At 70.8% G+C, this 12904-nt stretch carries 12 protein-coding genes; 4 read left to right on the forward strand and 8 right to left on the reverse strand.

Annotation, left to right across the window (positions count from 1 at the left end; genetic code table 11):
* A partial coding sequence (locus tag HHL10_RS26995) for an NAD(P)(+) transhydrogenase (Re/Si-specific) subunit beta (protein WP_169163519.1) occupies positions 1 to 134 on the forward strand: 134 nt, incomplete at its 5' end.
* 155 nt (positions 135 to 289) lie between these two features.
* The gene (locus HHL10_RS27000) at positions 290 to 1984 is read left to right on the forward strand and encodes a long-chain-fatty-acid--CoA ligase (RefSeq protein WP_169163520.1); all 1695 of its coding nucleotides are present in this window, start codon (positions 290 to 292) and stop codon (positions 1982 to 1984) included.
* A 45-nt stretch (positions 1985 to 2029) separates the two neighbouring features.
* Here HHL10_RS27000 and HHL10_RS27005 read toward each other — a convergent pair whose 3' ends face one another.
* Entirely contained in the window at positions 2030 to 2818 is a 789-nt protein-coding gene (locus HHL10_RS27005; protein WP_169163521.1) for a sulfite exporter TauE/SafE family protein, read from the reverse strand.
* 116 nt (positions 2819 to 2934) lie between these two features.
* Between HHL10_RS27005 and HHL10_RS27010 the strand changes: the two genes are divergently transcribed.
* The gene (locus tag HHL10_RS27010) at positions 2935 to 3654 is read left to right on the forward strand and encodes a 16S rRNA (uracil(1498)-N(3))-methyltransferase (RefSeq protein ID WP_235971822.1); all 720 of its coding nucleotides are present in this window, start codon (positions 2935 to 2937) and stop codon (positions 3652 to 3654) included.
* A gap of 141 nt (positions 3655 to 3795) precedes the next feature.
* Here the strand turns inward: HHL10_RS27010 and HHL10_RS27015 are convergent, their stop codons facing one another.
* The 7 genes from HHL10_RS27015 to argS form a co-directional block, all read right to left on the reverse strand.
* Entirely contained in the window at positions 3796 to 5052 is a 1257-nt protein-coding gene (locus HHL10_RS27015; RefSeq protein WP_169163523.1) for a THUMP domain-containing class I SAM-dependent RNA methyltransferase, read from the reverse strand.
* A 181-nt stretch (positions 5053 to 5233) separates the two neighbouring features.
* Positions 5234 to 6751, reverse strand: coding sequence for an RNA polymerase factor sigma-54 (locus tag HHL10_RS27020; protein WP_169163524.1), 1518 nt, complete (start codon positions 6749 to 6751; stop codon positions 5234 to 5236).
* Between the two features lie 27 nt (positions 6752 to 6778).
* Complete coding sequence (lptB, locus tag HHL10_RS27025; protein ID WP_169163525.1) at positions 6779 to 7561, reverse strand: LPS export ABC transporter ATP-binding protein; 783 nt, start codon at positions 7559 to 7561, stop codon at positions 6779 to 6781.
* Complete coding sequence (lptA, locus tag HHL10_RS27030) at positions 7561 to 8079, reverse strand: lipopolysaccharide transport periplasmic protein LptA (protein ID WP_235971823.1); 519 nt, start codon at positions 8077 to 8079, stop codon at positions 7561 to 7563. Before lptA ends, lptB begins: the two co-directional genes overlap by 1 nt.
* Before the next feature lie 149 nt (positions 8080 to 8228).
* The gene (locus HHL10_RS27035) at positions 8229 to 8870 is read right to left on the reverse strand and encodes a thiol:disulfide interchange protein DsbA/DsbL (RefSeq protein WP_169163527.1); all 642 of its coding nucleotides are present in this window, start codon (positions 8868 to 8870) and stop codon (positions 8229 to 8231) included.
* A gap of 80 nt (positions 8871 to 8950) precedes the next feature.
* The gene (locus HHL10_RS27040; protein WP_169163528.1) at positions 8951 to 9733 is read right to left on the reverse strand and encodes an SPOR domain-containing protein; all 783 of its coding nucleotides are present in this window, start codon (positions 9731 to 9733) and stop codon (positions 8951 to 8953) included.
* Positions 9730 to 11436 (reverse strand): arginine--tRNA ligase, encoded by a 1707-nt coding sequence (gene argS, locus HHL10_RS27045; RefSeq protein ID WP_169163529.1) that lies wholly within the window; start codon positions 11434 to 11436, stop codon positions 9730 to 9732. Before argS ends, HHL10_RS27040 begins: the two co-directional genes overlap by 4 nt.
* A gap of 54 nt (positions 11437 to 11490) precedes the next feature.
* Between argS and HHL10_RS27050 the strand changes: the two genes are divergently transcribed.
* The gene (locus HHL10_RS27050) at positions 11491 to 12846 is read left to right on the forward strand and encodes a serine/threonine-protein kinase (RefSeq protein ID WP_169163530.1); all 1356 of its coding nucleotides are present in this window, start codon (positions 11491 to 11493) and stop codon (positions 12844 to 12846) included.
* Positions 12847 to 12904 lie beyond the last annotated feature (58 nt).

Here is a 12904-nt window from a genome sequence, read left to right on the forward strand (position 1 = left end):
TGATCGTGAACAAGCGCAGCATGGCCGCCGGTTATGCCGGGCTGGACAACGAGCTGTTCTACATGGACAAGACCATGATGGTCTTCGGCGACGCCAAGAAGGTGGTCGAGGAGATGGTCAAGGCCGTCGAATAAACATCACTCTTCGGGGTGATGCTTTGGGGCCGCCCGCGGGCGGCTTTTTGCTGTCCGCACGCGTCAGACTTGCGACACCCGGGCCGCTATCGAATCCCCTCATGCCCCCGTGGTGGGGGAGGCCCAGAATGCCTGAACACGACTCCTGACGGCACATGGAAAAGATCTGGCTGAAGCAATACCCCGAAGGCGTGCCGGCGGAGGTGGACACGACGCTCTACCCCTCGCTGGTGGCATTGCTGGAAGACGCGTTCCAGCGCCACCGCACGCTGCCGGCCTGCTCCTTCCTGGGACGCAATTTCGATTACGGCCGCATCGACGATCTCTCCGCCGCCTTCGCGGCCTTCCTGCAGGCGCAAGGGCTCAAGAAGGGTGACCGCGTGGCCATCATGCTGCCCAACACGCCGCAGTACCTGGTGGCGATGGCGGGCGTGCTGCGCGCGGGCTGCATCGTCGTCAACGTCAACCCGCTCTACACCTCGCGCGAGCTGGAGCACCAGCTGCGCGACGCCGGCGCCAAGGCGATCGTGGTCCTGGAGAACTTCGCCGCCACGCTGCAGAAGGTGCTGGGCGAGCTGCCGATGCTGCGCACCGTGGTGCTGGCGGCCATGGGCGACCTGCTGGGCCTGATCAAGGGCACGCTGGTGAACCACGTGGTGCGCCACGTCAAGAAGATGGTGCCGCCCTTCTCGCTGCCTCATGCAATGCGCTTCAACGAGGCGCTGGCGCAAGGGCGCGGCGCCAAGCCGCAGTTGCCGCAGGTCGGGCCCGACGACATCGCGGTGCTGCAGTACACCGGCGGCACCACCGGCGTGAGCAAGGGCGCGGTGCTGCTGCATCGCAACCTGGTGGCCAACATCCTGCAGTCCGAGGCCTGGTACACGCCCGCACTGCACAAGGTGCCCGCGGGCGAGCAGCTCTACACCGTGTGCGCGTTGCCGATCTATCACATCTTCGGCTTCTCCACGATCATGCTGCTGTCCATGCGCGTGGGCGGCTGTTCCATCCTCATTCCCAACGCGCGCGACCTCCCGGCCCTGCTCAAGACGCTGTCGAAGCAGCGCTTCCACAGCTTCCCGGCCGTCAACACGCTGTTCAACGCGCTGGCCAACCACAAGGACTTTGCCAGCGTGGACTGGAGCCACCTGCGCATCTGCGTCGGCGGCGGGATGGCGGTGCAGCAGGCCACGGCGCGGCTGTGGCTGGAGAAGACGGGCTGCCCCATCGTCGAGGGCTACGGCCTGTCGGAAACCTCGCCCTCGGTGTCGTGCAACCCGGTGGACAGCACGCAGTTCAACGGCACCATCGGGCTGCCGCTGCCCAGCACCGACATGAGGCTGGTCGATGACAACGGCCAGCCCGTGCCGCCGGGCCAGCCCGGCGAGATCGCCATACGCGGGCCGCAGCTCATGGCCGGCTACTGGCAGCGGCCCGACGAGACCGCCAAGGCCATGACGCCCGATGGTTACTTCCGCACCGGCGACATCGGCACCATGGACGAGCGCGGCTACTTCCGCATCGTGGACCGCAAGAAGGACATGATCCTGGTCAGCGGCTTCAACGTGTACCCGAACGAGGTCGAGGACGTGCTCACGCAGCTGCCCGGCGTGCTCGAGTGCGCCGCAGTGGGCGTGCCCGACGGCAAGGCCGGCGAGGCGGTGAAGGTCATCATCGTCAAGAAGGACCCGGCCCTCACCGAGGCCCAGGTGCGCGGCTACTGCGAGGCCAACCTCACCGGCTACAAGCGGCCCAAGGTGGTGGAGTTCCGCAACGACCTGCCCAAGTCCCCGGTGGGCAAGGTGCTGCGCCGCGAGCTGCGCGACCAGGAACAGTCCAAGGTCGGTTCCTGAGGCAGCGCGGCCCCGGGCGTGGCGTCCGGGGCCTGCGTACCGCGCTCAGTGCAGCAGCATCTTCAGGCCCACGGCCACCAGCACCAGCGAGATCGCGCCCTGCACCAGCTTCATCGGCGCGCGCGTACCCAGCAGCGAGCCCAGCAGCACGCCGGGGATGGAGCCCAGCAGCAGGTTCACCAGCAGCGTGGTGTCGACGTTGCCGATGAACAGGTGGCCCAGGCCCGCGATCAGCGCCAGCGGGATGGCGTGCGCGAGGTCGGTGCCCACCAGCTTGTGCGGCGTCAGCCGCAGCGGGTAGAGGTGCACCATCATCACCGTGCCCAGCGCGCCGGCGCCGATGGAGGTCAGCGTCACCAGCACGCCCAGGAGGGCGCCCGCCACCGAGGTCAGCCAGCGCTGCAGCCGGCGGAAGGCCTCGGGCCGGGCGATGCGGTGCGCCCGCCCGGCCTGGTGCAACCGCTGCTTGAACAGCATGCCCAGCGCGGTGGCGATCAGCGCCACCGCCACCCCGTTGACGATCAGCCCGTCGCTGACGCGGTGCGAGCCCGACCACTGCATCCAGGCCAGCGTTAGCGCCGCCGCGGGCAGGCTGCCGCGCGCCAGGCGCCCCACCACCTGCCAGTCCACGCTGCCGTGACGGTGGTGCACGGCGGTGCCGAACACCTTGGTGATGGCCGCCACCAGCAGGTCGGTGCCCACGGCGGTCTGCGGTGCGATGCCGAAAAATAGAACCAGGATCGGCGTCATCAAGGCCCCACCGCCCACGCCGGTGAGGCCCACCACGATGCCGACCAGCAGTCCGGACAAGGTGGTCGGGGCGTCAAAGCTCATGCGCGCTACCTCCAGGGGCGAACAGGACAAGGCGTGAAATGGGGCATGCGGGGCGCCGGCCCATGCCGCCTTTCCCCCGCGACTGCGGCACACTCCCGGCCGCGATGAATCCACGAATGCATGTGGCGCTGGCCTTGTCCGCCGGCGCGGAAATTGATTTGCCCGAGGCGGCGGCGCGCCATGTCCAGGTGCTGCGCCTGCAGCCGGGCGCGGAAGTGACCCTGTTCGACGGGCGCGGCGGCCAGTGGCGCGCACAGGTGCTGCAGATGGGCCGGCGCCTGGTGAGCGTGCGGGTGCTGGAGCATGTGGCGCTGGAGCGCGAGTTGCCGATGCCGGTGACGCTGGCGCTGGGCGTGCCGGCCAACGACCGCATGGATGCGCTGGTCGAGAAGGCCACCGAGCTGGGCGTGGCCGCCATCCAGCCGCTGCTCATGGAGCGCTCGGTGCTGCGCCTGGCCGACGAGCGCGCCGCGCGCAAGGTGGCGCACTGGCAGGCGGTAGCGGTGTCGGCCTGCGAGCAGTGCGGGCGCAACCGCGTACCCGAGCTGCTGCCCATGCGCACGCTGCACGAGTGGCTGCAGCTCGACGCCGAGCCCGCGCAGCGCCTGGTGTTGAGCCTGGGGCCGGACACGCAGCCGCTGCCGCGCGTGGTGGCGCTGCCGGCCACGCAGCCGCTGACGCTGCTCAGCGGCCCGGAAGGCGGCCTCTCCCCGGTGGAAGAAGCCACCGTGCGCGACCACGGTTTCCAGCCGGTGACGCTGGGCACGCGCGTGCTGCGCGCGGACACCGCGCCGCTGGCGGCGCTGTCCTGGTTCGGCGTCGCGACGGCGGCTTGATCGCCAACGGAATTGTCAACCCGCAGGCAACAGCGTTCTCATTGAGCGGCCGGGATGTGCGCTGGACATCCACCCGGGGAAAACAATTCCCATGCCGGGCGCGGCCATCGTTCGCCGCGCCGCGCCGCGCCGCGCTCGGGCTCAGCTGCCCGGGTTCTCGTCCGACGCCGGTGTGGCTGACGCGTCGCGGCGCGCCGAGCCGGCCACGAGGTCGAAGCGGAACAGCCGGCACTCGATCGGACCGTTCCACATCGGCACGCGGCGGCTTTCCTTCAGCCGCATCAGCGAGGGCAGCTTCATGTCGGGCGTGAGCACCCAGGCGGTCCAGCCGGCGTAGTTGCGCTTCCAGTGCGCGGCCAGGCCGGAGAAGAACTCCACCGAGCTGCCACCGCCTTCAAAACTCTCGCGCGCCGCGGCCGGCGCCTGGCCGTGGCCCTTGGGCGCCAGGCGCTCGCCGTAGGGCGGATTGAGCATCAGCACGCCGGCCTCCACCGGCGCCGGGCGCTGCAGCGCGTCGGCGGTCTTGAACTGGATGGCCTGCGCCACGCCGGCGCGCTCGGCGTTGCGCGCGGCGAAGTCGGTCATGCGGAAGGCCACGTCGCCGGCGAAGACCTGCGTGCGCGGCGCATGCACGGCCGCGCGCGCGGCCTGCTGCAGCTCGCGCCAGGCGCCCAGCTGGCCGCGGAACACGCCCAGGCGCTCGAAGGCGAAGCGCCGCTGCAGCCCGGGCGCGATGCCGCAGGCCAGCTGCGCCGCCTCGATGGCAATGGTGCCGGCACCGCAGCAGGGGTCCAGCAGCGGCGCATCGCTCTCGCGCCCCTGCCAGCCGGCGGCGGCCAGCATGGCCGCGGCCAGCGTCTCCTTCAGCGGCGCCTCGCCCTGCACCTCGCGCCAGCCGCGCTTGAACAGCGCTTCGCCGGAGAGGTCCACGTACAGCAGGGCCTGCTCCGGGCCCAGGTGCAGCACCAGCGGCAGCTCGGGGTGGCGCGTGTCCACGCTGGGACGCTCGCCGGTGCGCTCGCGCATCACGTCGCACACCGCGTCCTTGATGCGCAGGTTGGCGAAGTTCAGGCTGCGCAGCGGCGAGCGCTGCGCGGTGCTGTCCACGCGCAGCGTCTGGCGCGGCGTGATCCAGTCGGCCCAGGGCACGCTGCGCGCCAGGTCGTAGAGGTCGTGCTCGTCGTGGTACGGGCCCCACACCAGCTCCAGCAGCACGCGCTGCGCCAGGCGGCTGTGCAGGTTGAGCTGCATGGCGGTGCGCAGGTCGCCGTGCACGCGCACGCCGCCGCGCAGCGTCTCGATGTCGCGCTCGTCCAGCGCGGTGATGCGCTGCACCTCGTCGGCCAGCAGCGGCTCCACGCCGGCGGCGCAGGGCAGGAAAAGGACGGTATCGGTCACGGGGTCACGGAGAGAGAGAGTGGTTTCCGTTCGTCCTGAGGTATCGAAGGATGAACGGCCCCCACTGTGCGGCAGCCATGGCCGCCTTGCGGATTCGCCCTTCGATACCTCAGGGCGAACGGGTCATTCGGCGCGCGGGGCCATGACGGACGCGCGTTCGGGGCGGTGCCAGGCAGCCGCTCTACAACGCCTTGCGCAGGTTGGCCGGCGCGATCTTGAGCGCCTCGCGGTACTTGGCCACCGTGCGGCGCGCGACCTGGATGCCCTGCTCCTCCAGCATGGCGCTGAGCTGGCTGTCCGACAGCGGCTTCTTCGCGTCCTCGGCGCCGATGAACTGCTTGATGAGCGCGCGCACCGCGGTGCTGGAGGCGTTGCCGCCGGCGTCGGTGTTGAGCGAGGAGCCGAAGAAATACTTGAGCTCGAAGGTGCCGTAGGGCGTGGCCATGTACTTGGCCGTGGTCACGCGCGAGATGGTGGATTCATGCAGCCCCAGCTCGTCGGCGATCTCGCGCAGCACCAGCGGCTTCATGGCGATCTCGCCATGGGTGAAGAAGGCCTTCTGCCGCTCCACGATGGCGCTGGAGACGCGCAGGATGGTGTCGAAGCGCTGCAGGATGTTCTTCATGAACCAGCGCGCCTCCTGCAGCCGCGCCGACAGCCCCGGGCCCGAGCCGTTGCGCTGGCCGCGGATGGCCTGGGCGTAGAGGTCGTTGATGCGCAGCTTGGGCATCACGTCCGGGTTGAGCACCACCTTCCAGCCCCGGCCGGCCTTCTGCACGATCACGTCGGGCACGATGATGTTGGCCTCGGCCCGCGTGAAGGGCCGCCCGGGTTTGGGTTCGCAGCCGCGGATGAGCGTCTGCGCCTGCTTGAGCATGTCCTCGTCGGCGTGCGTGAGCGCCATGAGGCGGCGCAGGTCGCGCTTGGCCAGCAGTTCCAGGTGCTCGCGGCACACCGCCAGGGCCACCGCCTGCGCCGTGCAGGGCGCGCGCGCCTGCAGCTGCAGCACCAGGCATTCCGAGAGGTTGCGCGCGCCCACGCCGGTGGGCTCCATGCTCTGCAGCCAGCGCAGCGCGCACTGCAGCCGCTCCAGCAGCTCCTCGCGCGCCGCCTCGATGGCCTCGCCCTCGCCGGGCATGAGCTGCGCGGCGATCTCCTCCAGCGGGTCGGCGAGGTAGCCGTCCTCATCGAGCGACTCGATGAGCACGTGCACCGCCGCGGCGTCTTCGGCCGACAGCCGCATGCCCAGCAGCTGCGCGCGCAGGTGCTCCTGCAGCGAGATGCCGACGCTGCCGCGCTCCTGGGGTTCGAAGTCCTCGTCGCTGCCGGCGGCCGAGCTGGGCGTCTCGCGGATGCCGTCGAAGTCGTCGCGCTCGGTGCCGTTCTCCCAGTCCTCGCGCTCGGTGGCGCCGAACTCGGCGCTGTCCACGCCGCTCACGTCGGCATCGTCGCGGCCGTCGGTGTCGTCGCGCTCGGCGCCCTCGCTGCTGCTGCGCTCGGGCGCGGCGGCGCGGTCCAGCGCCTGCTCGAAGGCGGGCACGCCATCCTCGTCGGCTTCCAGGAACGGGTTCTGTTCGAGCATCTGCTCGACTTCCTGGTGCAGCTCCAGCGTCGAGAGTTGCAGCAGCCGGATCGACTGCTGCAGCTGCGGCGTGAGCGCCAGGTGCTGCGACAGCCGAACTTGCAAGGACGGTTTCATGACTTCCCCAACTGCGTGGCGTTCAACTCACATCCGGAAATGCTCGCCGAGATAAACCTTGCGCACGTCAGCGTTCTCGACGATCTCGTGGGGCGTGCCTTCTGCGAGCACATGCCCCTCACTGATGATGTAGGCGCGGTCGCAGATGCCCAGCGTCTCGCGCACGTTGTGGTCCGTGATCAGCACGCCGATGCCGCGCGCCTTGAGGAATCCGATGATTCGCTGGATCTCGATCACGGCGATCGGGTCCACGCCCGCGAAGGGCTCGTCCAGCAGGATGAAGCGCGGCTGCGTGGCCAGCGCGCGCGCGATCTCCACGCGGCGGCGCTCGCCGCCCGAGAGCGCCGGCGCAGGGCTGTGGCGCAGCTTCTCGATGCCCAGTTCGCCCAGCAGCTCCTCCAGCAGCGTGCGGATGGCCTGCGGCTTGAGCGGCCGGCCCTGCGCGTCGAGCTGCAGCTCCAGCACCGCGCGCACGTTCTCCTCGACCGTGAGCTTGCGAAAGATCGAGGCCTCCTGCGGCAGGTACGACAACCCCAGCCGCGAGCGCTGGTGGATGGGGCGCTGCTGCACCTCCTGCCCGTCGATGAGGATGCGCCCGGCATCGGCGCGCACCAGCCCCACCACCATGTAGAAGGTCGTGGTCTTGCCCGCGCCGTTGGGGCCCAGCAGCCCCACCACCTCGCCCGCGCCCACGGCCAGGTGCACGTCCTTGACGACCAGGCGCGCGCCGTAGCGCTTCTGCAGCCCGTCGGCTTCGAGCCGGCTGTTGTTGGACTGCGCGTCCAGGGCGGCGTGGGGGACGGCGCTCATCAGCGGGCCGGGCCGGAGGCCGATGGCGGGGGCGTGAGCACGGCGCGCACGCGCCCGCCCGAGGCGTTGTCGCCGGCCACACTGAAGAGCTCGGCGCGGTTGTCGTAGGTGATGAGGTTGCCGGTGATCTCGTCGGCGACGGTGCTGCCGCGCAGGCGCCGCACATGGGCATTGCCGGTGAGCTTGAGCAGGTCGCTGCGGCTGTCGTAGTCGATGCGGTCGGCCGTGCCCTCGATGTACTCGTCCAGGCCCTCGCGCTTCTGGCGGAAGGTGGCCTGCGTGCCCGGCACGCCCAGCGCGGTGGCGGTGCGGTGGCCCTCGCCCACCTCGCGCAGCTCCATGCGCTCGGCCTTGATGCGCATGGTGCCCTGCGTCACCACCACGTCGCCGTTGAAGACGACGAGCTGCTTTTGCATGTCCACCGTGCCGGGCTTGTTGGCCTCGATGACCAGCGGCTGGTTGCGGTCGGCCTTGTCGGCCAGCGCGCCGCCGCCAGCCAGGGCCAGCAGGACGCTCATGCAGAGGATTCGAAGGCGGTGTGGGCTCATAAGGGCACGAAACTTGCAGACCATTCTAGCCACAGTTCGCGCCCCGCGGGCGAGTTGCCCGCCCATTGCTCAGGAAACAGGTGAGGCCGCCGCCCATCTCGGTCGGCCCGGCAGCGGCTTCAGCCGCTCTTGCGCGCCAGGCCGATGAGGTATTCGGTCGTGGCCAGGGCGCGCTCGTTGGAGCCGGCCAGCGCGCCGGAGGTGAAGTAGCGGCCCTGGATGCCCATCGAGGGCACGCCGTCGATCTTGTAGGCATCGGTCAGCGCCTTGGCCTGGCGCACCTTGGTGGCGACGCCGAAGGACTTGAAGGCTTCCGTGAACTTGGCGCCGTCCACGCCGTTCTCGGTCATGAAGGCGACGATGTCGGCCTCCTTGTCCAGGCGCTTGCGCTGCTGGTGCATGGCGGCGAAGACCTTGCGGTGCATGGCCTCGACCTGCTGCAGCGCCTCCAGCGCGTAGAACAGCCGGGCATGCGTCTCGTGCAGCGCCGTGAAGCCCACGGGCACGCGGCGGAAGGCCACGTAGTCGGGCACCTTCTTGCTCCAGGCGTCGAGCAGCGGCTCGAAGGCGTTGCAGTGCGGGCAGCCGTACCAGAAGAACTCGACCACCTCGATCTTGCCCTGGGCGCTGGTGGGCGCCGGGGTGGCAAGCTTCACGTAGTCCTTGCCCTCGGCGAAGCTGGCCTGCGCCTGCGCGGCGGGCACACCGCCCAAGGCCAAGCCAGTGGCGGCCAGGGCACAGGCGAATTCACGACGTTTCATGTTCCGGTTCCTCGGGTCAACGGGTTGCGGCGGTGGAGGCGGCCCGCCGCGGCACAGGGCTCACTTGTGTCTCCGGGTGCTCAACGCTCCACGCGCACCAGGGCCGATTCGATGGTGCTGCCGCGCAGGCGGTCCTGCGTCATCTCGGCCTCTTCCTTGCGTTCAAAGGGCCCCAGGCGCACGCGGTAGACGGTACGGCCGGACTGCTCACGCTCGGTGACGCGGGCCGTGTAGCCCAGCATCGCCAGCCGCGCACGCTGCTGCTCGGCGTCCTCGACCCGCGAGAAGGCGCCCACCTGAACGAAATACGTGAACGCATCAGCCTCGGCGCGGGTGGACCGCGTCGTCTGCGAAGGCGGCGGGTTCGTGACCGACGGGGGCGTGGCGGTGTCGCCGCCGGAGAGGATGGCGGCGGGGTCGCGCGTGGACTTGGCCGCGGGCGGCGTGGCCGGGGCCGGCGGTGCGGCGGGACGGCGCGGGGTCGCGGGCTCGGCCGGCGCCGGCGGCACCGCCGGCGCGGTGGCGGTGCGGGGCGGCTCGCGCGGCGGCAGCGGGCTGCCGTTGGTGGGCGGCAGCGGCTCGGCGCCGGCCGTGTCGGCCGGCGGCGTGGCCGGTGCGGGCGCAGGGGTGGGCTCGACCGGCGGCGGCACGGGCGTGCGCTTGCCCGCCAGCGGCGCGTTGGGGTCCCAACGCTTGTTGCGCTCGGCCTCGGCCGCCTCCTGGTCAGGAGTGCGCTGCGGCACCTTGTCCACGAAGGGCACCGGCACCTTGGTGACGTACAGCGCCACGGCCAGCGCCAGGCCCAGGCCGACCAGCAGCCCGATCACGATTCCCAGGCCGAAGCCGCCCTTCTGCTTCCTCATGGCTGGACCGTGGCGGGAGCCACCTCCTCGGCACGTTGCATGGACTCGGGCGCCGACACGCCCAGCATCGCCAGCGCGTTGCGCAGCACCTGGCGCGTGGCCGACAGCAGCGCCATGCGCGCGCCGGCCAGCGCGGCGTCTTCCACCAGGAAGCGCTCGGCGGCGTAGTAGCTGTGGAAGGCGGCGGCGACGTCGCGCAGGTAGAAGGCGATGTCGTGCGGCGCCAGGTCGGCCGCGGCGCGCTCCAGCACGGTCGGGAACTCGGCCAGCTTCATCATCAGCGCCAGCTCGGTGGGGGCGGTCAGCAGCGCCAGGTCGGCATCGGCGGGCACGTCCTGGCCGTACTGCGCCAGCACCGAGCAGATGCGCGCATGCGCGTACTGCACGTAGAAGACCGGGTTCTCGTCGCTGTGCTTGAGCGCCAGGTCCACGTCGAACACGAACTCGGTGTCGGCCTTGCGGCTGATGAGGAAGAAGCGCACCGCGTCGCGGCTGGTCCAGTCGATGAGGTCGCGCAGCGTCACGTAGCTGCCGGCGCGCTTGGAGATCTTGACCTCCTGGCCGCCGCGCATGACGGTGACCATCTTGTGCAGCACGTAGTCGGGGTAGCCCTGCGGGATGCCGACATGGGCCGCCTGCAGCCCGGCGCGCACGCGCGCGATGGTGCCGTGGTGGTCGCTGCCCTGGATGTTCACGACCTTGGTGAAGCCGCGCTCCCACTTGTTGATGTGATAGGCCACATCCGGCACGAAGTAGGTGAAGGTGCCGTCGGACTTGCGCATGACGCGGTCCTTGTCGTCACCGTAGTCGGTGGAGCGCAGCCACAGCGCGCCGCCTTCCTCGAAGGTTTTATCCGCATCGATGAGCCGCTGGACCGTCTCCTGGACCTTGCCCGTCGTGTACAGGCTGGATTCGAGGAAGTAGTTGTCGAAGCGCACCCCGAAGGCCTGCAGGTCCAGGTCCTGTTCGTGGCGCAGGTAGGCCACGGCGAACTGGCGGATGCTGTCGATGTCGGCCGGGTCGCCCGAGGCGGTGAAGGCGCGGTCGTCGGCGGTGACGGTCTTGCCGGCCTTGAAGTCGGCGGCGATGTCGGCGATGTAGTCGCCGTTGTAGGCCGCCTCGGGCCACTCGGCGTCGCCGGGCTGCAGCCCCTGCAGCCGCGCCTGCGTCGAAGCCGCCAGGGTGCCGATCTGCACGCCGGCGTCGTTGTAATAGAACTCGCGCGTCACCTGCCAGCCCTGCGATTCGAACAGGTTGCAGATCGAGTCGCCCAGCGCCGCCTGGCGGCCGTGGCCCACGTGCAGCGGGCCGGTGGGGTTGGCGGAGACGAACTCCACCATCACGCGCTGGCCGTTGCCGGCCTTGCGGCCGAAGGCCTCGCCGCCGGCGCGGACCTCGGCGATGACCTGCTGCTTGGCGGCGGGGGACAGCCGCAGGTTGATGAAGCCCGGGCCGGCGATCTCCACCGCCTGCACCCAGCGCTGCACCGCCGGCTGCGCCTGCAGCGCCTGCACCAGCTGCTGCGCGAGCTCGCGCGGGTTCTTCTTGAGCGACTTGGCCAGCGCCATGGCCGCGGTGACGGCCAGGTCGCCGTGCGAGGCCTGCTTGGGCGACTCGAAGCTCAGTTGCGCGGGCACTTCGGCCCCGAGTTCTGCGACGGCTGCGCGCAGCGCGGCGAGCAGCTCCTGCTTGGCTTGGATCATCGGGCGATTCTACGAGGCGGGTCCGGGCGCCCCTCGCGCGCCACAATGCCCCGCATGCCCGCCGACGCCGCCTCCCCGCCCGCCGCCGCGCCGCTGCCGCGCGCCATCGGCAAGTACCGCGTGCTGTCGCGGCTGGGCGACGGCGCTACCAGCGAGGTGTTCCTGGCGCGCGACGAGTTCCTGGGCCGCGAGGTGGCGGTCAAGCGCGTGCACCCGGCCGCCGCGCTGGGCCCCGAGGCCAGCCTGCCGCAGCTGCAGGCGCGCTTCTTCGCCGCCGAGGCGGCGCTGGTGGGCAAGCTGCACCATCCCAACGTGGTGCAGCTGCTGGACGCGGTGCCCGACCCGGTGGCGCCCTACCTGGTGATGGAGTACGTGCCCGGCACCACGCTGCGCCACTTCTGCCGCCCCGACCGGCTGCTGCCCCTGGAGCAGATCGTGGAGATCGGCTTCAAGTGCGCCATGGCGCTGGGCTACGTCTACCGCCAGGGGCTGATCCACCGCGACGTGAAGCCCGCCAACGTGCTGGCCCTGCTGCGGCACGACGAGGTGGTGGACGTGAAGATCAGCGACTTCGGCAGCGTGCTGCAGCTGGAGTCGGACCGCACGCAGGTGTTCCGCGTGGGCTCGCTGACGTACATGTCGCCCGAGCAGCTCGACGGCTCGGCGCTGGACGCGCGCGCGGACATGTACTCGCTGGGCGCGGTGCTCTACCACCTCATCGCCGGCCGCCCGCCCTTCGAGGCGCCGACGCAGGCGGCGCTGATGGCGCAGATCTACACCGCCGCTCCCCCGGCGCTGGCCGGCCTGCGCGAGGGCGTGCCCCCGGCGCTGGAGGCGCTGGTGCACGACGCGCTGGCCAAGCGGGCCGAGGCACGCCCCGCCACCTGGGACGCCTTTGCCCAGCGCCTGGCCGACCTGGTGGCGCAGCGCCTCATTCCGCTGGGGCGGCTGCAGGGGCCGCTGGACTCCGAGCGCTTCAGTCTGCTGCGCACGCTGGAGTTCTTCGGCGAGTTCGACGACGTGGCGCTGTGGGAGGTGGTGCATCGCGCGCGCTGGCAGCGCTTCGACAGCGGCCACGCGCTCTACCGCAAGGGCGAGCACGGCACGAGCTTCCACATCCTGGCGCAGGGCGAGGTCGAGGTGCTGCGCGACGGCCAGCTCACGGCGCGGCTGGGCGCGGGCACCTCGGTGGGCGAGATGGCCTACCTCGCCCCCAGCCCGGAGCTGCGCACCTACAGCACCGACGTGGTGGTGGCGCAGCCCTGCGTCACGGTGAGCTTCACGCCCGAGACGCTGCAGCAGCTCAGCGCCTCCACCCGGCAGCAGTTCGACACCGCCTTCATCCGCGTGCTGGTGCGCCGGCTGCACGCCGCGCACGAGGCGCTGGCGCATCCGCGGCGCATCGTCTGAGGGCGCCGCGCCGCTGCGGGCTTGTGCGCATTGGTGACCCCTGCAGGGCTTTGCTTGA

The sequence above is a fragment of the Azohydromonas caseinilytica genome, from assembly GCF_012927045.1.
GTDB classification, from domain to species: Bacteria; Pseudomonadota; Gammaproteobacteria; order Burkholderiales; family Burkholderiaceae_C; genus Azohydromonas; species Azohydromonas caseinilytica.